Genomic DNA, 22,112 nt, shown 5'->3' with positions numbered 1-22,112 from the left:
GTGGATGCCCTGTGGCCATGTTGGCGAAACACATGTGCCACTCAGTGGAAAGGTGGTGGAGGGGTCGGTGAGACTGCTGCTCGTCGAGGACGACAACCATGTCGCCGCGGCTCTGTCCGCGGTGCTCGCGAGGCACGGTTTCGAAGTCACGCACGCCAGAAGCGGTGAGGAGGCGCTCAGAGCGCTGCTGCCCGACTCGGGGCCACCGTTCGGTGTCGTGCTCCTCGACCTCGGCCTGCCGGACCAGGACGGCTTCCAGGTGTGCGGCCGCATCCGCAAGCGGACCACCACACCCGTGATCATGGTGACCGCGCGGGCGGATGTAAGATCCCGCATCCATGGTCTCCACCTCGGTGCCGACGACTATGTGGTCAAACCCTACGACACCATGGAGCTGCTCGCCCGGATCCACGCTGTGAGTCGGCGCACGCTTCCGGCCGACACCGCCCCGAGCACCGAGGAGGGCCCAGAGAGCCGCAACACCCCGCTGCGGATCGGCCCCGTCACCCTCGATCTGTCCACCCGGCAGGTCGCGGTGGACGGCACGACCATCTCGCTCACCCGCAAGGAGTTCGACCTGCTCGCGCTGCTCGCCCAGCGCCCCGGCGTCGTGTTCCGCCGCGAGCAGATCATCAGCGAGGTGTGGCGTACCAGTTGGGAGGGGACCGGGCGTACCCTCGAGGTGCACATCGCCTCGCTCCGCTCCAAGCTGCGCATGCCCGCGCTGATCGAGACGGTCCGGGGCGTCGGGTACCGCCTGGTGTCACCGGCGAACTGAGGAACCGCGAGACTTCTCCCGTGCGCACCCGACTTCTCCCGCTCCTCATCGTCCTCATGGCCGGCGTGCTGCTGGCGCTCGGCTTCCCGCTGGCCGTCAGCGTGGCCGCCCGCGAACAGCAGCGCGTGGTCGTCGACCGGATCGACGACACCGCGCGGTTCGCCGCGCTCGCCCAGTTCGTCACGGCCGGGCCGACCGCCGCCGCCACCACCGCGGAGGACGACGAACGGCTGAGCACTCTGAGGGCCGAACTCCGGCGCTACCACGACCTGTACGGCATCCGGGCCGGCGTCTACTACCGGAACGGCAGGCCCATGGCCCAGGCGCCGGGCGACTGGCGGCTCCCCGACAACGGCGAGGGCGCCGAGGCGTTCGACGAGGCCCTCCAGGGCCGCCGCAGCCACGACCCGGACCAGGTCTGGCCCTGGCAGCGGGGCAGGCTCTCCGTCGCCTCCCCCGTGGTGCGCGACGGCGACGTGGTGGCCGTCGTGGTCACCGACTCGCCCACCGGGCAGATGCGGTCGAGCATCCTGCACGGCTGGCTGGTGATCGCCGCCGGGGAGGCGGCCGCGATGCTCCTGGCGGTCGGGGCGGCCTTCCGGCTCACCGGCTGGGTGCTGCGCCCCGTACGCATCCTCGACACGGCCACCCACGACATCGCCACCGGGCGCATGCAGTCCCGTGTCGCGGCCGCCTCCGGGCCACCGGAGCTGCGCCGCCTGGCCCGCTCCTTCAACGAGATGGCCGACAACGTCGAAGAGGTCCTGGAACAGCAGCGGGCCTTCGTCGCCGACGCCTCCCACCAGCTGCGCAACCCGCTGTCCGCGCTGCTGCTGCGCATCGAACTGCTGGCCCTCGACCTGCCCGAGGGGCACGAGGAGATCGCCTCGGTGCGCACCGAGGGCAAGCGCCTCGCCCAGGTCCTGGACGACCTCCTGGACCTGGCCCTGGCCGAGCACTCCACCACCGACCTCAAGCTCACCGACATCGCCGAGCTCGCCACCGACCGGGTCGACGCCTGGCTGCCGGTCGCCGAGCGCGAGGGCGTCCGCCTCTCCTACCAGGGCCCGGCCGCCGTGGCCGGCTGGGCCGACCCGGTGGCGCTGTCCAGCGCGCTGGACGCGGTCGTGGACAACGCCGTGAAGTTCACCCCGGCGGGCGCGGAGGTGGTGGTCTCCGCCCAGCCGGACGGGGACACGGTCGCCATCGTCGTCGCCGACGGGGGCCCCGGCCTCACCGAGGACGAGCTCGCGCGCATAGGCGACCGTTTCTGGCGCAGCGGCCGCCACCAGAACATCGACGGCTCCGGACTGGGGCTGTCGATCTCCAGGGCGCTGCTCGCCGCGGGCGACGCCTCCATCGCGTACGCCCCCAACGAGCCGTGCGGGCTGCGCGTGACCATCACGGTGCCGCGCACCGGGCCGCACTAAGGGCGCTGGGTGCGGGCGGCGGGCCCTACGGCTTGACCGAGCGGTAGTAGCGCGCCGCTCCCGTGTGGAGTTCCAGCGGGTCGGTGAAGATCGCGGTGCGAAGGTCCACCTTCTGCGCCGCGTGCACCCTGGAGCCGATGCGGTCCCGGTTCTTTATCACGGTCCGGGTGACGGCCTCCGCGAGCGCGGGGTCCACCCGGTCCGTGGTGACCAGGAGGTTCGGCACCGCGATCGTCTTGATGGCGTCCCGCTGGCGCATGTCCTCGTACGCGTCGGCGGGCACCGACGCCGCCCGGTAGTAGCGGGTCACCCCGCCCTGGCGGTGCAGCGGGCCGATGAGGTCGCCGAGCTGGACGAGCCGGATCGGATAGTCCTGGGCCAGGGTGCGCACGGCGGTCGTCGGCAGCCCGCCGGACCAGAAGAACGCGTCCAGCTTTCCGGACTTCAGCAGGCCCGGCATCCGGTCGATGCCCTTCCGTACCGCCTTGACGTCCTTGCCCATGTCGAGCCCGGCGGCCTTGAGCAGCGACTTGGCGATCAGCTGTACGCCCGAGTCGTCCTCGCCGACGCCGACCCGCAGCCCCTTGAGGTCCCGGGCGGACCGCACCCGGGAGCCCTTGGGCACCACCAGCTGCATGTAGTCGTCGTACAGCCGCGCACAGGCGCGCAGCCGCTCGGCGCCTTTCCCGCCCTGTTCGCGGTAGGCGGCCACCGCGTCGGTGGCGGCGATGGCGAACGTGGCCCGGCCCTCGGCGAGCCGCCGGACGTTGTCCGGGGACCCCTTGGTGCGCTGCAGCGTCACGTCCAGGTCGGGGAGGTCCCGGGCGAGGTCGCGCCGCAGCATCTTGCCGTAGGTTTCGTACACGCCGGTGGGCACACCGGTCGCGAAGGTCACCCGGCCCTGGGGCGACTCGTCGCCCCCGATCGGCAGCAGCCACCACAGGAGCAGTGCGAGCGCGACGGCTCCGGCGGCGGCTGACTGCAGCACGCGGCGCCGGCCGAGGCGCGGAAGACGGACGGCCATGCCCAGGATCATGACAGTCCCCGGGGTCACAAGGGGAGGCGGGGGCCGGACTGGCCGTTGGCGAAGAGCCGCGTGTCGAAGTACGGGTCGTCGGGGGACGCGAGCGTCCCGCCGACCTGCGTCCACAGCGGCAGTTCCTCGACGAGCGGGAGCAGGCTTCTCCCCACGAGGCAGACAACCGCCGTGCGCGGGTTTCGGCGGAGGGACGTCTCGATGTTCCCGAAGACCTTCTCGGCGACGGCCGCTGTGAACGGCTCATAGAAGTAGAAGAAACCCGCGTCGTCGGGGATCTCGAAGTCCGCGGCGTCCTGGCACCGCACTTCAATGGCGCCGCATTTCCGTGGGCCGCGGTAACGTTCGAAATTTCTCCGCGCGGTCTCGCAGAGGCTGCTCGAGAACTCCACGCCGTGCACCCCCTTGAAAGGGAATTCGGCGGCCACGAGCATGGCCCGCCCCTTTCCGGAGCCAAAGTCCACGAAGGACACGTCTTCGTGCCGGACAGGCGACGCCGATATTACCTGGCGGATCGTCCTGACCGGTGTGGGTGAATAGCGTGCGTTGTTCATCAGGGTGAAGTCGTCGGCTTCTTGGATCTGCCAGGGCTCCACGGGCTCACTGGTCTCGACGCCGAGCGACGCGTCGAAGCCCTCGAGGTCGTCGAGGTGCGCCAGCGTCGCGTCGAAGCGTTCCTGGAATACCAGGGAATTGATGCCGTTGGCGCGAGTGCTATCTTCTGACATGAGCTTCCTCGACGAGTTTGTTTGCCGGTTTGGGATCCTCCACGGCGAAGTGCTGGAGGAGTGGGCCGGTCATGACCGTGGTGAACACCGCCATGACCACCATGGCGGTGAAAAGCCGGGAGTCGAGCATGCCCAGGGAAAGGCCCACATTCAAAATGACCAGTTCAGTGAGCCCCCGGGCGTTGAGGAGAATTCCCAGGGTGATCGAATCGCGTGGCGTCGCTCCGGTCAGACGGGCCGCGCCGGCCCCGCCCAGGAATTTGCCCACACAGGCCACCACGACCACGGCGAGTACCATGATCAGACCCTGGCCGCCGAGCCCGCCGAGGTCCACCGACAGCCCGGTCACCGTGAAGAAGGCCGGGAGCAGGAACAGGCTGGTCTGCTCGATGCGCTCGGGCACCTCCGGGGCCAGGGCGTCGATGTGCCGGCGCGGCACCACCGTGCCGAAGGCGAAGGCGCCGAACACCGCGTGCAGCCCGATCTCCTCGGTGCTCCATGCGGCCAGCAGGAGACCGATGACCAGGACGGCGTGGGTGACCGGGCTCCCGGCCCAGCGCCGCTGGGGCGCCAGGAGCCAGCCGAGGCCGGGGCGAACGACAAGGATGAGGCCGATCACGAACGCGGCCGACTCGATGGCCATCCTGGTGAGCGGCCAGGCGCCCGTGGTGCTCACGGTGGCGACGACCACCGCGAGCACACACCAGGCGAGAAAGTCCTGGATGGCCGCGCAGGCGAGGGACATCGTCCCGAGACGGCTTTTCTGCATGTCGCGTTCGGCGATGATCCGGGCCAATACGGGGAACGCGGTGATGGACATCGCCACGCCGAGAAAGAGCGCGGGTGCCAGCAGGCCGTCCGTCTTCATCTCCGAGGTGATGAACCATGGATACAGCGCCGCCGCGAGGCCCATTCCCATCGCGAACGGTAAGGCGACCGAGCTCAGGGACACCGCCATCACCTGGCGGCCGGCGCCACGCAGATGTGAGACGTCCAGGTGGTAGCCGACGCCGAACATGAAGAGCACCAGCCCTAATTGGGCGATGATCTGCAGATACGGACGCACCTCGGCGGGGAACAGCAATTCGGTGAGATCGCCGGGGAACAGCCCGAGCAGACTGGGCCCCAGCGCGAGACCGGCGACGATCTCGCCGACCACGGCCGGTTGCCGCATGCGCCGGGCAAGTGCGCCGAATACATAGGCGGCGGCGAGTATGAAGGCCAGGCTTGCCAGAACACTACCGGTAGCTGCTTTGTCCGCTCCGGCGGATATCAGAAGGTAATCCAACGTTGTCAACTCCCCCGTGTCGATGAGGCCCTGGGATACCAGGTGTGTCAGTTGGGAGAAACGTTCTGCCCTGATGTTTCAGGGGCGGCCGGGGGCGCGGTTGACGGCGTTGATGATCGCGGTCGTGGTGGCGCTGCCCTCGTCGGCGTCGATCCCCACGCCGTGCGTGGTGGCTCCCGAGGCGGTGAGCTGGACGTAACAGGCGGTGCGGGGACCGGCGGGACCGTCCACGGCGTGCCGGCTGAGGTGGTGCAGTTCGATGCGATGGCCGCCCGGACGGCTGAGAGCGTCCAGGAAGGCGTCGGCGATCTGGTCACCGACGCCGGAAAGCCCGATTTCCCGTCCGTCGGGTCCGACCAGCGTGACGGTCAGCGTGACGCGGCCGTCCGCACGCGCTTCCTGGAGGTCCTTCAGCAGCAGCCCGGGGCGCGGTTCGAGGTAGGTGTCGGCGAAGAGCTCCCACAACCGGCGGGAGGTGACCTCGACGCCGGTCTCGTCGGTGATCTTCTGGATGACCTTGGCGAACTCCACGCGCAGGGTACGGGGCAGATCAAGACCGTAGTGGGTCTTGAGCACCTGGGCGACACCGCCCTTGCCGGACTGGCTGTTGACGCGAACCACCGACTCGTAGCTCCGGCCGACGTCCTTGGGGTCGATGGGCAGATAGGGCACCTGCCAGGGCAGTTCCATCGCGCCCAGGCCCGTGCGGGTGACCTGCTCCTCCAGGGCGGCCAGTCCCTTTCCGATCGCGTCCTGATGTGTGCCGGAGAATGCCGTGTAGACCAGGTCTCCCGCATAAGGGTGGCGCGGGTGCACGGGCATCTGGTTGCACTGCTCGACGGTGCGGCGCACGGCGTCGATGTCGGAGAAGTCCAATTGAGGGTCGACGCCCCGGCTGAACAGATTCAGGGCGAGGGTGGCCAGGCAGACGTTGCCGGTCCGTTCGCCGTTGCCGAACAAGGTGCCCTCGACCCTGTCCGCCCCGGCCATCAGTGCCAGCTCGGCCGAGGCGACCGCGGTACCCCGGTCGTTGTGAGGATGCACCGACAATATGATCGACTTCCGGTTGTCCAGGTTCCGGTGCATCCATTCGACCTGGTCGGCGAAGACGTTGGGCGAATCGGTCTCCACTGTGGTGGGCAGATTCAGTGTCACAGGCCGGTCCGGGCCGGCATCCCAGACCGCTGTGACCGCGTTGGACATCTCGAGCGCGAACTCGGGCTCGGTGACGTTGAACGTCTCCGGGGAGTACTCGTAACGCAGTTGTGAACCCGGCAACGTGTCCGCCAGCGCGGCCACACGCTCCGCACCCTGGACGGTGAACTGACGCAACTCGGCCCGGGACATGGAGAACACCACGTCCCGCCACAGGCAGGCGGTGGCCAGGCATAGATGGACCACCGCCCGCTTCGCGCCCCGGATCGCCTGGAACGTCCGGTCGATCAGGTCTGGTTTGGCCGGGGTGAACACCACGATCGTCACATCGTCAGGGATCCGATCCCGGGTGATCAGGTCCCGCACAAAGGAGAATTCCGTCTCACTGGCCGCCGGATAGCCGACCTCGATCTCCTTGAATCCCAGCCGCACCAGCAGATCGAACATCAGCCCCTTGCGGTGGGCATCCATCGGGTTGGCAAGGGCTTGGTTCCCGTCCCGCAAATCCACCGAGGCCCACAGCGGAGCACGTTCGATTTCGTGCCCCGGCCAACTCCGGACCCCAGACTGCTTCGGAATACAGGAATTTTCCCGCACATAGCGCTGCGTCGGCATGGATGACGCCCGCTGTGCATTCCACCATGGTTGCTCGGCGCCTTCCAGCGCTCGCACCCCCGATACCCCCGTGAGTTCAGACAATTTATTCAGCCTCCAAGATCGGCCGGCGGTCACCCGCCGACGAGGAACACCAAATCCCGGTCCGTAACATCACAACCCTTAATCTCACCATCAGATCTATGCTCAACGCACGGGCTCGAACGCCACCGGCAGTCCCTTGAGGAAACGGAAGTTGATGTTGTCCTGCCACGTGGGCCGAGTCTCCACAAGACGGAGACCACGAGTGCGTTTCAGCAGTATGGACAGCGCTATTTCGATTTCCGCGACGGCGAGCGAGGCGCCGAGGCAGTAGTGGATGCCGTGCCCGAACGAAAGATGGTCGGCGGAGCCCCGGGTGATGTCCAGCCGGTCGGGGTGCTCATACTTCAACGGATCGTGATTTCCCGATCCCAGCACCAGCGTGAGCGACTCGCCCTCCGCGATCCGATGCCCGAGGACGTCGATGTCCGTCAGCGCGACACGGGTGGTGAACTGCACGGAGCTGTCGTAACGCAGCAGCTCATGGGCGGCCTTGAAGCCCAGCTCCGGGTGATCGCGCAGGAGTTCCAGCTGGTCGCTGTTCCGGAGGAGGGCCAGCACGGCGTTTCCGATGAAGTGGGTCGTCGTGGCCTGTCCCGCGTCGATGAGCAGCAGGAAGTTGGCGAAGACTTCGTCCTCCGTGAAGTCGCCGTGCTGGAGTTGCTCGGCGATCATCTGGGTGAAGAAATCCTTGCTGGTACCGGAGCGCCGCTCCTCTGCCGTCTCGTCGAACACCTCCCGCAGCTTGGTCACCCGGGGTATTTCCTTGAGGGACTGGGCGAAGAACTCGAGCAGCAGGCCCTGCCAGTTCTTCAGTAGGTCGTCGGCGTGCTCCGGAACGCCGGCCAGTCGCGCGATCACTCCCCGGGTCAGAGGTTCCGAGAAGTCGTGGATCACGTCCATGCGGCCCTGCTCGACAACGCGGTCGAGGAGCTGGTCGGTGCGTTCCTCGATGACCGGGCGCATTTGCCGGATGAAGCGGGGCGTCAGGCCCGGCCGGATCAGCTGGCGGAGCTTTGTATGGCGTGGCGGCTCGTTGAACACCATCATGTTCGAAAGCGGATCCTTGAGCGGCTTGAGCTCCGCTCGTGCGTCGGCCGGCAGCTGTTCATGGAAGCTGTCGATCCGGGCTCCGGAGAGCCGGTCGTCCTTCGACAGACTGCTGATCTCCTCATATCCGAGGATCACCCAGGTGCGCATCCGTTTGTCGTAGTAGACCCGATGTTCATCTCGAATCTCCCGATAGAAGGCATACGGGTCGGCCGCGCAATCCGGGTGGAAGAGCTTCAGCAGGCTGGGCACGTCTGGATGAGCCATGCTATGACCGGCTTTCTGTCGACTCGGAGAATTCGTTGAGCGCCTTGGCAGCGGTTGGGTGAGTTCCGCCGACGATTCTTCGATGTGGAGATGACCGCTGGGACGGCACACGTGCCGACGTCGGCGACGGCCGACTGGCGTGTGTCCGGGAAACTGCCCCCAGGGGACGAACCGCTGAGCGAGCGGCAAGGGGCGACGTGGTGGATCCACCCGACGACGTCGAACGCTACCACCGCGCTGATGCTGTGCTACAGGTACACGGACACGTGGCAGGAAGAGGTTCCCGGCGACATCATGTGTCTACTCCGCTGAACACGGGCCGAGTTGAGTCACGGGCAGAGGGGAACCCGCCGTGTTACCGTCACCGCGGCGTGCAGGCGGTCGCGGGGGCGGGGGACCGATCAGCCCGACCCGCGATCACGTCTGACCCCCGTGCCCTTCCCATCAATGACGCGTTGCCGGAGCTCTCGGCGCGCCGCCACGGGTGCCGCAGCGCTCGTGCCCCCTTCCACGCCGTGCGCGAGCCCACTCGGCGACTGTGCCCTGTCCGGGTCGCGTGATGAGTCGGGACAACCAACCAGGAGGAGTCAGAGCGTGAACTCACCAACTTCTGAGCACTTCGACCTCATAGTGGTCGGTGGTGGACCGGCAGGGTCGACCCTCGCCGCGCTGGTGGCCATGCGGGGACACCGGGTTCTTCTGCTGGAGAAGGAGACGCTTCCCCGGTACCAGATCGGCGAGTCGCTGTTGCCCGCGACGATCCACGGCGTCTGCAAGCTGCTGGGGGTGACCGAGGAACTGGAAGCGGCCGGTTTCACCAAGAAGCTCGGGGGGACCTTCCGCTGGGGCCAGAACCCCGAGCCATGGACCTTCAGCTTCGCCATCTCACCGAAGCTTGCGGGTCCGACCTCCTACGCGTACCAGGTCGAGCGGATGAAGTTCGACAAGATTCTGCTCGACAACGCGCGCCGGGTAGGGGTGGAGGTGCGGGAGGAGTGCGCGGTCCACGACATCGTCAAGGACGGTGGCCGGGTCACCGGCCTGAGGTACACGGACGCGGACGGATCGGCGCACGAAGTGTCCGCGACCATCGTGGCGGACGCCTCCGGCAACCGCAGCGCCATTCACAAGCACGCGGGTGGCAAGCGCGTCTATTCCGAGTTCTTCCAGAACGTGGCGCTGTTCGGATACTTCGAGGGCGGCAAGCGGCTTCCCGCTCCGCGCAGCGGAAACATCCTGTCGGCGGCCTTCGACGACGGCTGGTTCTGGTACATCCCGCTCACCGAGAAGCTGACCAGCGTGGGCGCGGTCGTGGCCAGGGAGCGGGCCGACCAGATCCAGGGCGACCCCGAGAAGGCCCTGCTCAAGCTGGTCGAGCGCTGCCCGCAGGTGCGGGACATGCTGTCCGACGCGCGGCGCGTGACCGAGGGGCCCTACGGGGAGATCCGGGTACGCAAGGACTACTCGTACTGCGGCACGACCTTCTGGGCCCCCGGCATGGTTCTGGTCGGCGACGCCGCCTGCTTCGTCGACCCGGTCTTCTCCTCGGGCGTCCACTTGGCGACCTACAGCGCTTTGCTGGCGGCCCGTTCGGTCAACAGTGTCCTGGCCGGGGAGATCGATGAGAAGCGGAGCTTTGGCGAGTTCGAGATGCGCTACCGCAGGGAGTACGGGCTGTTTTATGAGTTCTTGGTGGCTTTCTACGACCTGCACAAGGACGAGCAGTCGTATTTCTGGAAGGCCAAGAAGCTGACGAACGCCGGCACGACCGATATCGAGGCCTTTGTCGAGCTGGTGGGGGGTGCCGCGTCGGGCGACTCCGCGTTGGCCGGCCGGCGCCTGGTGAGCGCGGCCGATCAGCTGGCCAAAGCCGTGGACTCGGCGAGCGGGGAGGCGCAGCACGGGGGCGAGCAGCAGGCTCCCCTCTTCAAATCGGCGATTGTCGGCGAGGTGATGCAGGAAAGTGCTCAGGTGCAGGCACGCGCTTCACTGGGGCAGGAGATGAGTGACGAGGATCCGCTGTTCGCCGGCGGTCTCGTGCCTTCCGGGGACGGTATGTCCTGGGAGATTCCGGTCGGCTGAGGAGCGTCGGCGGGGTCCGCCGAGAGCGTGGCGGGCCCCGTTCCGGCGGCGGCGTCAATGGCGCCGCGCGGACGGTGAGTTGGTGGAGCGCAGGCCAGAACATTTCACTTGACGCGCCCTGGCTCTGCTGATTGACTCGCGCCGACCGCTAGATGATCGGTTCCTTCGGAACCTTGTTGATTTCTTTACCATTGCACGGGGGTATACAGCACATGTTGGCTGTCAATGCACGGGGACCGTGGCGTATCTGTCGTATCGGCGCTCCACCTTGTCACGCGCCGTAGGCCATGTAGTACGAACAGTTCGCGGTTTCCCCGAGTCTTGCAGACATACCTCGGGGTAGTCCGCCAGACTTCACATGCATTTAAGGGGAAGCGCGCCCCGCCACCCGAACGGGACGGAAGGTGGTGGCGGCGCCGAGCGTTGCGCGGCCCACGGGCGAGGGTGACCGGCTTTCCCTGGACGGCCCTTTTCTGCTGCCCCGGGTTCCTTGGCCTATGCCACCCGACGCCGCTCTTCACGGGTGGACCGCGTATGCCCGGCGGGTGGCTGTGCGGACGCCTTCCGTTTGACTTCTCCAGATATCCGGCCGACGCGTCAGGTTGCTCTGCGTGGGCTGGGAAAGAAGGAATGAGTTCATGATCCCGTTGTCGTTCGCGCAGCGCCGGTTGTGGTTCCTCTACAAACTGGAGGGCCGGTCGGCGACGTACAACATGCCGTTGGCGTTGCGGATGACGGGCAAGGTGGACGCGGATGCCCTACGGGCCGGGTTGGGCGATGTGATCCGACGGCACGAATCGTTGCGCACTCTGTTTCCCGAAGTGGACGGCGAGCCCCATCAGTTGGTATTGGACGCCGGGAACGCGCCTCTCGTCTGGGAGCGCCGTTCGGTCACGGAGGCGGAGCTGCCCGCCGCCCTGGAGGAAGCGGCTCGCTACGGCTTCGACCTGTCCGCCGAAATGCCGCTTCGCGCCCGGCTTTTCGAAGTCGGCCCCGACGAGTGTGTGCTCCTGCTGTTGCTGCACCACATCGCGGGTGACGGCTGGTCGATGGGCCCGCTGGCGCGTGACGTGGTCGAGGCGTACACGGCGCGGACAGAAGCCAGGGATCCGCGGTGGTCCGAACTCCCCGTCCAGTATGTGGACTACACGTTGTGGCAGCGTGAGCTGCTCGGTGACGAGTCGGACCCGGACAGCGTACTGGCGCGTCAAGTGGCCTACTGGCGCGATCAGCTGGAGGGTCTGCCGGAACAGGTGACCTTCCCCACGGACCGTTCCCGCCCCGTGGCGGCCTCATACCAAGGCGAACAGCTGACGCTCGAGGTGGACGCGCAGCTGCACCGGAAGTTGGTCGCATTGGCGCGCGCGTCGAATGCGACCGTGTTCATGGTTCTGCAGGCGGGCATGGCGGCGTTGATGACGCGGCTCGGCGCGGGCAACGATATTCCGCTGGGCAGCGGTGCCGCCGGTCGTACCGATGAGGCGCTGGACGACCTGGTCGGCTTCTTTGTGAATATGTTTGTGCTGCGCACCGACACTTCGGGCGACCCGAGCTTCGCGGAGCTGCTGGACCGGGTCCGGACGAAGAGCCTGGAGGCGTATGCGAATCAGGATATTCCGTTCGAGCACCTGGTGGAACTGCTCAACCCTCAGCGCTCCACGTCCCACCATCCCCTTTTCCAGGTCGCGCTCGTACTGCAGAACGCGCCGAGTGGAGACTTCGAGCTTCCGGGCATGGACGTGCATGCCGAAGTCCTCGGTTCCGGGACATCCCGCTTCGACATGCTCGTATCGCTCACCGAGCTTCATGACCAGGTTGACGGCCCGTCGGGCATAGAGGTGCTCGTCGAGTACTCCACCGATCTGTTCGACCGCTCGACGGTCGATGCGTTGTTGGCGCGGTGGCTGCGGTTCCTGGGGCATGCGGTGGCGGATCCGTCAATGCGGATCGACCGAGTGGAACTGCTGTCCCAGGCAGAGCGTGAGCAGTTGTTGTCGGGCTGGAATGACACGGCCGTCGAGGTGCCCGAGACGACATTGGCCGGATTGTTCGAGGCTCAGGTGCGACGGGATTCGGATGCCACCGCGCTGGTGTCCGGCACGGATTCCGTGTCGTACCGGGAATTGAACGCCCGGGCGAATCGGTTGGCGCACTGGCTGATCGGTGAGGGCGTGGGCCCGGAGAAACTGGTGGGGGTGATGCTGCCACGATCGGTGGAATTGGTGGTGGCGGTCCTTGCGGTTTTGAAGGCCGGAGGCGGTTATGTTCCGATCGATATCGATTACCCGGCCGAGCGGCGTGCCTTCATCCTTGAGGATGCCGCTCCGATTCTCGTTCTGGATGAGGAGATACTGTCCCGCGATGTGTCCGGATTCCCGGATGCCGATCCTGGGATTGAGGTGGATCTGGGACATCCGGAGTACCTCATCTATACATCGGGTTCCACTGGCCGGCCCAAGGGCGTGGTGGTGCCGCACCGCGGTGTGGCGAGTCTGGCGCGTACGCAGGTCGAGCTGCTGGGTGTGACTCCTGCCAGCCGTGTGCTGCAGTTCGCCTCGCCGAGTTTTGACACGGCGTACTGGGACATGTTGGTCGCTTTATCCTCGGGCGCTTCCCTGGTGGTGCCTGAAAGCGGGCGACTCGTCGGTGACGCGCTCCAGGGGGTGCTGGCCGAAGGGCGGGTGACACATGCGTTGATTCCGCCCTCGGTGATGGGGACCCTCCCGCCGGGGGCCAGCGCGGAGCTTGTGGACTTCGAGTGTTTGGTCGTGGGTGCCGAGGCGGTGCCGGCGGAGCTGGTGACGCGTTGGGCGATCGGGCGTCGGGTTTTCAACGCCTATGGGCCGACGGAGTCGACCGTCATTGTGACGATGAGCGCGTTGCGGCCTGACGGCGTGGTGCCCATCGGCCGCCCGGGTGGCAATACCCGGGTATTCGTGCTGGATGAGGCGTTGCGACCGGTCCCCGTGGGCGTGGCGGGCGAGCTGTATGTGTCGGGTGTTGGTCTGGCCCGGGGCTATGTGGGGCGTGCGGGGCTGACGGCCGAGCGGTTTGTGGCCTGCCCGTTCGAGCCGGGTGCGCGCATGTACCGGACCGGTGACCTGGTGCGATGGCGTGCCGATGGTCAACTGGAGTATCTGGGCCGCGCTGATATGCAGGTCAAGGTGCGTGGCTTCCGCATCGAGCCGGGGGAGATCGAGTCTTCGCTGGTCAAGTGCGAGGGTGTGCGACAGGCGGCGGTGCTGGCCCGGGAGGACTCTCCGGGGGATCAGCGTCTGGTGGCTTATGTGGTCCCGGACCTGGAGGCGGCCTCGGCGGCGGGTGCGAGGGGGGAAGGCGCGTCTGGTGTGGATGCGCAGGTGGGGGAGTGGCGGGAGATCTATGACTCGGTGTATGCCGGGTCGGGTTCGGGTGGTTTCGGGGAGGATTTCTCGGGGTGGGAGAGTTCGTATTCGGGTGAGCCGATCCCGCTCGATGAGATGCGGGCGTGGCGTGATGCGGTGGTTGATCGGGTGCGGGGGTTGGGTGCGCGGCGGGTTCTGGAGATCGGTGTCGGTTCCGGTCTGTTGATGGCGCATCTGGCTGAGAGTGTTGAGGAGTACTGGGGTACGGATCTGTCGGGTGCGGTCATTGATCGGCTTGCTGGTCAGGTGTCCGAGGCGGGTCTGGGCGACCGGGTGCGGTTGCGGTGTCAGGCTGCGGATGTGGTGGAGGGTCTGCCGTCGGGGTTCTTTGACACGGTGTTGATCAATTCGGTTGTGCAGTATTTCCCTGATGGGGCGTATCTGGCGCGGGTGGTGGATCGGGCGTTGGGGTTGTTGGCGCCGGGTGGTCGGTTGGTGATTGGTGATGTGCGGCATGCGGGGTCGTTGCGTGTGTTGCAGGCGGCGGTGCATCGGGGTCGTGGTGCGGCGGCGCGGGCGGTGGTGGATCGTGCGGTGTTGTTGGAGAAGGAGCTGGTGGTGGCTCCGGAGTTCTTCAGTGCTCTGGCTGACGGAGACGACCGGATCGGTGCGGTGGACATCCGGCTCAAGCAGGGCGGTTACCACAACGAGCTGACCCGGCACCGGTACGAGGTGGTGCTGCACAAGTCCCCGGCGCACGTGGTCGACGTGTCCGATGCCCGGCGACTGGCCTGGGGGCAAGAGGTCACCGCCCTGGCTGATCTGGACAACCTGGTGGTCGGTGATGTTCCGGCCCGTGTCACCGGAATCCCGAACGCGCGTCTGGTCGCCGAGGTGGCGGCCGAGCGTGCGCTGGACGGGCTGGACGCGCTGGTTTCCGGGCCGGGAGTGGATCCGGAGGATCTGGTCACCTGGGCCGGTGCACGTGGTCTGCGGCTGGTGACGACGTGGTCATCGCGCTCGGTGGCGCTGTTCGACGCGGTGTTCTTCCCGCCCGGCCCGGACGGCGCTGTGCTGTCGGGCGTGTACGCCCCGGCGGTTTCGGGCGGTCCGTGGGTGAACAATCCAGCCGCCGCCCGTGGTATCGGTGCGGTGGTGAAGGCGGCGCGTGAGCGCCTTGCCGAGAAGCTGCCGGAGTACATGGTGCCGTCGGCGGTGATGGTGCTCGACCGGTTGCCGCTGAACTCGAACGGAAAGCTGGACCGCAGGGCGCTGCCGGCGCCGGACTACGCGGCCACCGCGGGCGGCCGTGGCCCGCGTACGCCTCAGGAAGAGGTGCTGTGCGGTCTGTTCGCCGAGGTGCTCGGCGTGGACCGGATCGGGATCGACGACAGCTTCTTCGACCTCGGCGGCCACTCCCTCCTCGCCACGCGGCTCGTCAGCCGCATCCGCACCGCCCTGGGCATGGAAGTGCCGATCGCCACGGTCTTCTCGGTCCCCACGGTGGCCGGTCTGGTGACGCGCCTGACCGACAACGGCCGGACACGCACGGCGCTGGTGGCGAAGCCGCGCCCGGACGTGGTGCCGTTGTCGTTCGCGCAGCGTCGGCTCTGGTTCCTGCACCGGTTGGAGGGCCGGTCGGCGACGTACAACGTCCCGTTGGCGTTGCGGTTGTCGGGTGGTGTGGACGCCGAGGCGTTGCGGATGGCTCTGCGTGATGTGGTTGGTCGGCATGAGTCGTTGCGTACGGTGTTCCCGGAGGTGGCGGGGGAGCCGTGTCAGCTGGTGGTGGGTGCGGAGGCTGTTGAGTTCGGGTGGGAGCGGCGTTCGGTTTCGGAGGGGGAGTTGCCGGGAGCGTTGGCGGAGGCGGCTCGGTATGGGTTCGATCTGTCGTGTGAGGTTCCGGTTCGTGCGTGGCTGTTCGAGGTCGGTGCGGCGGATTGTGTTCTGTTGCTGTTGATGCACCACATCGCGAGTGACGGGTGGTCCATGGGGCCGCTGGCCCGTGATGTGGTCGAGGCGTATACGGCGCGAGTGGAGGACAGGGCTCCGCAGTGGTCTGCTCTGCCGGTTCAGTACGCGGATTATGCGTTGTGGCAGCGTGAGTTGCTGGGGGACGAGGGGGATGCGGGCAGTATTTTCGCGCGGCAGGTCTCATATTGGCGGGGGCAGTTGGCTGGGTTGCCGGAGCAGGTGAGTTTTCCCGCTGATCGGGTTCGTCCGGCGGTGGCTTCGTACGAGGGTGCGCATCTGACGCTTGAGCTGGACGTGGAGTTGCATCGGCGGCTGGTGGGGTTGGCGCAGCGGTCGAATGCGACGGTGTTCATGGTGCTGCAGGCGGGTATGGCGGCGCTGTTGACGCGGCTGGGTGCGGGGACGGATATTCCGTTGGGTTCGCCGATCGCCGGGCGTATGGACGACGCGCTCGACGATCTCGTCGGGTTCTTCGTGAATACGCTGGTGCTGCGCACGGACACCTCGGGCGACCCGAGCTTTGAGGAGCTGGTCGACCGTGTCCGGGAGACGAGCCTGGCCGCGTATGTGCACCAGGATGTGCCGTTCGAGCACCTGGTGGAACTGCTCAACCCGCAGCGCTCGACTTCTCACCACCCCCTCTTCCAGATCATCCTCGGCCTGCAGAACGCGCCGGAGGCGTCCTTCGAGCTTCCAGGGCTTCAGGTGGACGTGGAGGGCGTGGAGCTGAACGTGTCGAGGGCCGACTGCGCCGTGAACGTCATCGAGCTTCGTGACGAGGCCGGGCGCCCCGCGGGGATCGAAGCGCTGGTCGAGTACTCCACTGACCTGTTCGAGCGCGCGACGGTCGAGGGGGTGTTGGCGCGGTGGGTGCGGTTGTTGGAGCAGGTGGTGGCGGATCCGTCGGTGCCGATCGGGCGGGTGGAGCTGCTGGGCGAGGCGGAGCGCGGGCAGTTGTTGTCGGGGTGGAACGACACGGCGGTCGACGTACCCGAGGCGACGTTGACCGGATTGTTCGAGGCCCAGGTGCGGCGGGCTCCGGATGCGGTGGCGTTGGTGTCCGGTGGCGAGTCGTTGTCGTATGGGGAGTTGAACGCCCGGGCGAATCGGTTGGCGCATTGGTTGATCGGTGCGGGTGTGGGGCCGGAGCGGTTGGTGGGGGTGGTGTTGCCGCGGTCGGTGGAGATGGTGGTGGCGCTGCTCGCGGTGCTGAAGGCGGGGGGCGCCTACGTGCCGGTGGATCCGGAGTATCCGGCGGAGCGGCGTGCGTTCATCCTTGCCGACGCCGGACCTGTCCTGGTGCTGGACGAGGAGGTGCTGGGCCGGGACCTGTCGTCCTTCTCCGAGGCCGATCCCGGGGTTGAGATGCGGCTGGGGCAGTCGGCGTATGTCATCTACACCTCCGGTTCGACGGGTGCGCCCAAGGGTGTGGTGGTGTCCCATTCGGGTGTGGCGAGTTTGGCTGGGGCGCAGGTGGAGCGGATGGGGGTGACGTCTGCGAGTCGGGTGTTGCAGTTTGCGTCGCTGAGTTTTGATGCGGCGGTGTCGGAGTTGGCGATGGCTTTGACGTCGGGTGCCGCGTTGGTGGTGCCGGAGGCGGGTCGTCTGGTCGGCGATGCTCTTGAGGAGGTCCTGGCGGGGCAGTGCATCACGCATGTGACGTTTCCGCCGTCGCTGCTGGGTGCTGTTCCGGTGGGTGTGGAGTCGCAGCTGCCCGCGCTGGAGACGGTGGTGCTGGCGGGTGAGGCGGCGCCTTTGGAGCTGGTGGCCCGTTGGTCCGCGGGCCGTCGGGTGATCAACGCCTACGGTCCCACCGAGGCGACGGTCTGCGTGACCATGAGCGGCGCGATCACCGACGACGTGGCCCTTGAGGGCGTCGTACCCGTGGGGCGCCCCATCGCCAACACGAGGCTGTTCGTACTGGACGCGGGTCTACGGCCGGTTCCGGTCGGCGTGGTGGGCGAGCTGTATGTGTCCGGTGCGGGGCTGGCGCGTGGGTATGTGGGACGTGCGGGGCTGACCGCCGAGCGGTTCGTGGCCTGCCCGTTCGAGGCGGGTGCCCGCATGTACCGGACCGGAGACCTGGTGCGGTGGCGCGCCGACGGCCAGCTGGAGTACGCGGGCCGGGCCGATGAACAGACCAAGGTGCGCGGCTTCCGGATCGAACCGGGGGAGATCGAGACACTGCTCACGGGGGAGTCGGGGGTACGCCAGGCCGCGGTGTTTGTCCGCGAGGACAGCCCGGGCGATCAGCGGCTGGTCGCCTATGTGGTGCCGACCGGTCCCGGCGAAGTGGAGTCGGCCGAACTCCTCGCCCGGCTCGGCGATCGGCTGCCGGAGTTCATGGTGCCGTCGGCGGTGATGGTGCTGGACCGGTTGCCGTTGACGCCGAACGGGAAGCTGGACCGCGGGGCCCTGCCGGCGCCGGACTACGCGGTCACGGCGGGCGGCCGTGGCCCGCGTACGCCGCAGGAAGAGGTGCTCTGCGGTCTGTTCGCCGAGGTCCTGGGCGTGGGTCGGGTCGGTATCGACGACAGTTTCTTCGGCCTCGGCGGCCACTCCCTTCTCGCGACGCGGCTCGTCAGCCGAATCCGTAGCGTGCTCGGGGCAGAGCTGCCGATCAAGGATGTGTTCGGGGCTCCGACCGTGGCCGGTTTGGCGGCGCGTCTGGACTCGGCCGGGCGGCAGGCTCGTGCGGCTCTGGTGCCGGCGATTCGTCCCGACGTGGTGCCGTTGTCGTTCGCGCAGCGCCGGCTCTGGTTCCTGCAGAAGATGGGCGGCAAGGCTGCGACCTACAACATGCCTCTGACCCTCCGCTTGTCGGGCAAAGTGGACGCGGAGGCGTTGCGCGCTGCTTTGGGTGATGTGATCGGTCGGCATGAGGCGTTGCGTACGGTCTTCCCTGAGGTGGCGGGGGAGCCGTGTCAGCTGGTGTTGGCTCCGGGAGATGTGGAGCTGGGTTGGGAACGTCGTTCGGTTGTGGCGGCGGAGCTGTCGGCTGCTTTGGGGGAGGCGGCTGAGTACGGGTTCGATCTGTCGTGTGACATTCCGGTTCGTGCGTGGCTGTTCGAGGTAGGCCCCGACGAGTGCGTCCTGTTGTTGCTGCTGCATCACATCGCGAGTGACGGCTGGTCCATGGGCCCGCTCGCGCGTGACGTGGTCGAGGCGTACACCGCGCGCATGCGGGGCGCCGAGCCTCGGTGGTCCGGGCTCCCCGTGCAGTACGCGGATTATGCGTTGTGGCAGCGTGAGTTGCTGGGGGACGAGGGGGATGCGGGCAGTATTTTCGCGCGGCAGGTGTCGTATTGGCGGGGGCAGTTGGCTGGGTTGCCGGAGCAGGTGAGTTTTCCCGCTGATCGGGTTCGTCCGGCGGTGGCTTCGTACGAGGGTGCGCATCTGACGCTTGAGCTGGACGTGGAGTTGCATGGGCGGCTGGTGGGGTTGGCGCAGCGGTCGAATGCGACGGTGTTCATGGTGCTGCAGGCGGGTATGGCGGCTCTGTTGACGCGGCTGGGTGCGGGGACGGATATTCCGTTGGGTTCGCCGATCGCCGGGCGTATGGACGATGCGCTCGACGATCTCGTCGGTTTCTTCGTGAATACGCTGGTGCTGCGCACGGACACCTCGGGCGACCCGAGCTTTGCGGAGCTGGTCGACCGTGTCCGAGAGACGAGCCTGGCCGCGTACGAGCACCAGGATGTGCCGTTCGAGCACCTGGTGGAACTGCTCAACCCGCAGCGCTCGACTTCTCACCACCCCCTCTTCCAGATCATCCTCGGCCTGCAGAACGCGCCGGAAGCGTCCTTCGAGTTTCCAGGCCTCCAAGTTGAGCTCGGGGGCGTGGAGCTGGGTGTGTCCAAGGCCGACCTCGAGCTGAACGTGATCGAGCGCCGGGGCGACGGCGGCGAGCCCCAAGGCATCGGGACCGTCGTCGAGTACTCCACTGACCTGTTCGATCATGCGACGGTCGAGGGTTTGTTGGCGCGGTGGGTGCGGTTGTTGGAGCAGGTGGTGGCGGATCCGTCGGTGCCGATCGGGCGGGTGGAGCTGCTGGGCGAGGCGGAGCGCGGGCAGTTGTTGTCGGGGTGGAACGACACGGCGGTCGAGGTGCCGCAGGCCACCCTGGCGGAGCTTTTCGAGACCCAGGTGCGGCGGGCTCCGGACGCGGTGGCGGTGGTGTCCGATGGCGAGTCGCTGTCGTATGGGGAGTTGAACGCCCGGGCGAACCGGCTGGCGCATTGGCTGATCGGTGAGGGTGTGGGGCCGGAGCGGTTGGTGGGGGTGGTGTTGCCGCGGTCGGTGGAGATGGTGGTGGCGCTGCTCGCGGTGCTGAAGGCGGGGGGCGCCTACGTGCCGGTGGATCCGGAGTATCCGGCGGAGCGGCGTGCGTTCATCCTTGCCGACGCCGGACCTGTCCTGGTGCTGGACGAGGAGGTGCTGGGCCGGGACCTGTCGTCCTTCTCCGAGGCCGATCCCGGGGTTGAGATGCGGCTGGGGCAGTCGGCGTATGTCATCTACACCTCCGGTTCGACGGGTGCGCCCAAGGGTGTGGTGGTGTCCCATTCGGGTGTGGCGAGTTTGGCTGGGGCGCAGGTGGAGCGGATGGGGGTGACGTCTGCGAGTCGGGTGTTGCAGTTTGCGTCGCTGAGTTTTGATGCGGCGGTGTCGGAGTTGGCGATGGCTTTGACGTCGGGTGCCGCGTTGGTGGTGCCGGAGGCGGGTCGTCTGGTCGGCGATGCTCTTGAGGAGGTCCTGGCGGGGCAGTGCATCACGCATGTGACGTTTCCGCCGTCGCTGCTGGGTGCTGTTCCGGTGGGTGTGGAGTCGCAGCTGCCCGCGCTGGAGACGGTGGTGCTGGCGGGTGAGGCGGCGCCTTTGGAGCTGGTGGCCCGTTGGTCCGCGGGCCGTCGGGTGATCAACGCCTACGGTCCCACCGAGGCGACGGTCTGCGTGACCATGAGCGAGCCACTCCACGACGACACGGCGCCGATCGGTCGGCCGATCGCCAACACCAGGGCCTTCGTCCTCGACGAGGCGTTGCGGCCGGTGCCCCCAGGTGTCGCGGGTGAGCTGTATGTGTCCGGTGCGGGGCTGGCGCGTGGGTATGTGGGACGTGCGGGGCTGACCGCCGAGCGGTTTGTGGCCTGCCCGTTCGAGGCGGGTGCGCGGATGTACCGGACCGGAGACCTGGTGCGGTGGCGCGTGGACGGTCAGTTGGAGTACATGGGCCGTGCGGATGAGCAGGTCAAGGTACGCGGCTTCCGGATCGAGCCGGGTGAGATCGAGTCCTTGCTGACCCTTTCCGAGGGTGTGCGGCAGGCCGCCGTCGTGGCGCGCGAGGACACCCCCGGTGACAAGCGGCTGGTGGCCTATGTGGTGCCGGACGGCTCCGCCCCGGTCGACCCCGCGGCGCTCGCCGTCACACTCGAGAAGGCGCTTCCGGAGTACATGGTGCCCTCGGCGATCGTGGCGCTGGACGAGCTGCCGTTGACGCCGAACGGGAAGCTGGACCGCAGAGCGCTGCCGGAGCCGGACTACGCGGTCGCGGCGGGCGGCCGTGGTCCGCGGACGCCGGAGGAAGAGGTGTTGTGCGGCCTGTTCGCCGAGGTCCTGGGCATTGAGCGGGTCGGTGTCGACGACGATTTCTTCGACCTCGGCGGCCACTCCCTCCTCGCCACCCGGCTCGTCAACCGCATCCGCAGCGAGCTGGACATCGAGATCCCCTTCCACCTCATCTTCGAGTCGCCCTCGGTGGCCGGCCTGGTGGAGCAGCTGGATCTCGGCGGCGGGGCGCGTACCGCCCTGCGGCCGATGCCGCGCCCCGACGTGGTGCCGTTGTCGTTCGCGCAGCGCCGCCTGTGGTTCCTGCACAAGCTGGAGGGTCCTTCGGCGACCTACAACATGCCGCTGCCCCTTCGGCTGAAGGGCTCGGTGGACCAGGAAGCGCTGCGGTCCGGCTTGCGTGATGTGATCGGACGCCATGAGTCGCTGCGCACCGTCTTCCGGGAAACCGATGGCGAACCACACCAGGTGATCCTGGGGACGGCCGATGCCAAGTTCGGCTTCGAGCACCGGCAGGTGTCCGAAGCGGAGCTTCCCGCGGCCCTGGAGGAGGCGTCGCGTCACGGATTCGACCTGTCCTCCGAACTGCCGCTCCGGGTCCGGCTCTTCGAGCTGAGCGGCGACGAGTGCGTCCTGCTGCTCCTGCTGCACCACATCGCGGGTGACGGCTGGTCGATGGGCCCGCTCGCGCGCGATGTGGTCTCCGCCTACACCGCCCGGGC

General features: G+C 67.5%; 9 protein-coding genes (1 of these 9 only partly in view). 4 read left to right on the top strand and 5 right to left on the bottom strand.

Translation table 11 applies throughout. From position 1 onward, the window contains the following. The first annotated feature begins 67 nt into the window (after nucleotides 1–67). Both ACWY4P_RS15370 and ACWY4P_RS15365 read left to right on the top strand, forming a co-directional pair. Nucleotides 68–778, top strand: a complete 711-nt coding sequence (locus ACWY4P_RS15370) for a response regulator transcription factor (RefSeq protein ID WP_456211118.1) — start codon at nucleotides 68–70, stop codon at nucleotides 776–778. A gap of 20 nt (nucleotides 779–798) precedes the next feature. Next, complete coding sequence (locus ACWY4P_RS15365) at nucleotides 799–2,208, top strand: sensor histidine kinase (RefSeq protein WP_456211117.1); 1,410 nt, start codon at nucleotides 799–801, stop codon at nucleotides 2,206–2,208. Between the two features lie 25 nt (nucleotides 2,209–2,233). Here the strand turns inward: ACWY4P_RS15365 and ACWY4P_RS15360 are convergent, their stop codons facing one another. From ACWY4P_RS15360 to ACWY4P_RS15340, 5 genes are all read right to left on the bottom strand, one after another. Continuing rightward, nucleotides 2,234–3,232, bottom strand: a complete 999-nt coding sequence (locus ACWY4P_RS15360) for a TAXI family TRAP transporter solute-binding subunit (RefSeq protein WP_456211116.1) — start codon at nucleotides 3,230–3,232, stop codon at nucleotides 2,234–2,236. Between the two features lie 26 nt (nucleotides 3,233–3,258). Further along, nucleotides 3,259–3,972: a class I SAM-dependent methyltransferase gene (locus tag ACWY4P_RS15355; RefSeq protein ID WP_456211115.1), complete on the bottom strand. Its 714-nt coding sequence runs from the start codon at nucleotides 3,970–3,972 to the stop codon at nucleotides 3,259–3,261. Further along, nucleotides 3,959–5,146 carry a cation:proton antiporter gene (locus ACWY4P_RS15350; RefSeq protein WP_456211114.1) on the bottom strand — a complete coding sequence of 396 codons (1,188 nt, stop codon included), beginning with the start codon at nucleotides 5,144–5,146 and terminating at the stop codon, nucleotides 3,959–3,961. The genes ACWY4P_RS15355 and ACWY4P_RS15350 overlap by 14 nt, the downstream gene beginning before the upstream one ends. Before the next feature lie 192 nt (nucleotides 5,147–5,338). Continuing rightward, a complete protein-coding gene (locus ACWY4P_RS15345) occupies nucleotides 5,339–7,030 on the bottom strand; it encodes a 2-isopropylmalate synthase (RefSeq protein ID WP_456211113.1) in 1,692 nt (563 codons plus the stop codon). Nucleotides 7,031–7,216: 186 nt separating this feature from the next. Beyond that, entirely contained in the window at nucleotides 7,217–8,539 is a 1,323-nt protein-coding gene (locus ACWY4P_RS15340; protein WP_456211112.1) for a cytochrome P450, read from the bottom strand. A 483-nt stretch (nucleotides 8,540–9,022) separates the two neighbouring features. Between ACWY4P_RS15340 and ACWY4P_RS15335 the strand changes: the two genes are divergently transcribed. Together ACWY4P_RS15335 and ACWY4P_RS15330 are read left to right on the top strand one after the other, a co-directional pair. After that, nucleotides 9,023–10,510: a tryptophan 7-halogenase gene (locus tag ACWY4P_RS15335; protein ID WP_456211111.1), complete on the top strand. Its 1,488-nt coding sequence runs from the start codon at nucleotides 9,023–9,025 to the stop codon at nucleotides 10,508–10,510. Nucleotides 10,511–11,148: 638 nt separating this feature from the next. Beyond that, nucleotides 11,149–22,112, top strand: the start of a protein-coding gene (locus ACWY4P_RS15330; RefSeq protein WP_456211110.1) for a non-ribosomal peptide synthase/polyketide synthase. The gene runs 11,179 nt beyond the window's last position; only the first 10,964 of its 22,143 coding nucleotides appear in the window; its start codon is at nucleotides 11,149–11,151; its stop codon lies beyond the right edge, outside the window.

The sequence above is a fragment of the Streptomyces sp. LZ34 genome (genome assembly GCF_053890475.1).
Note: the sequence above shows the minus strand (reverse complement) of the source record. Positions and strands in the feature narration are given on the sequence as shown.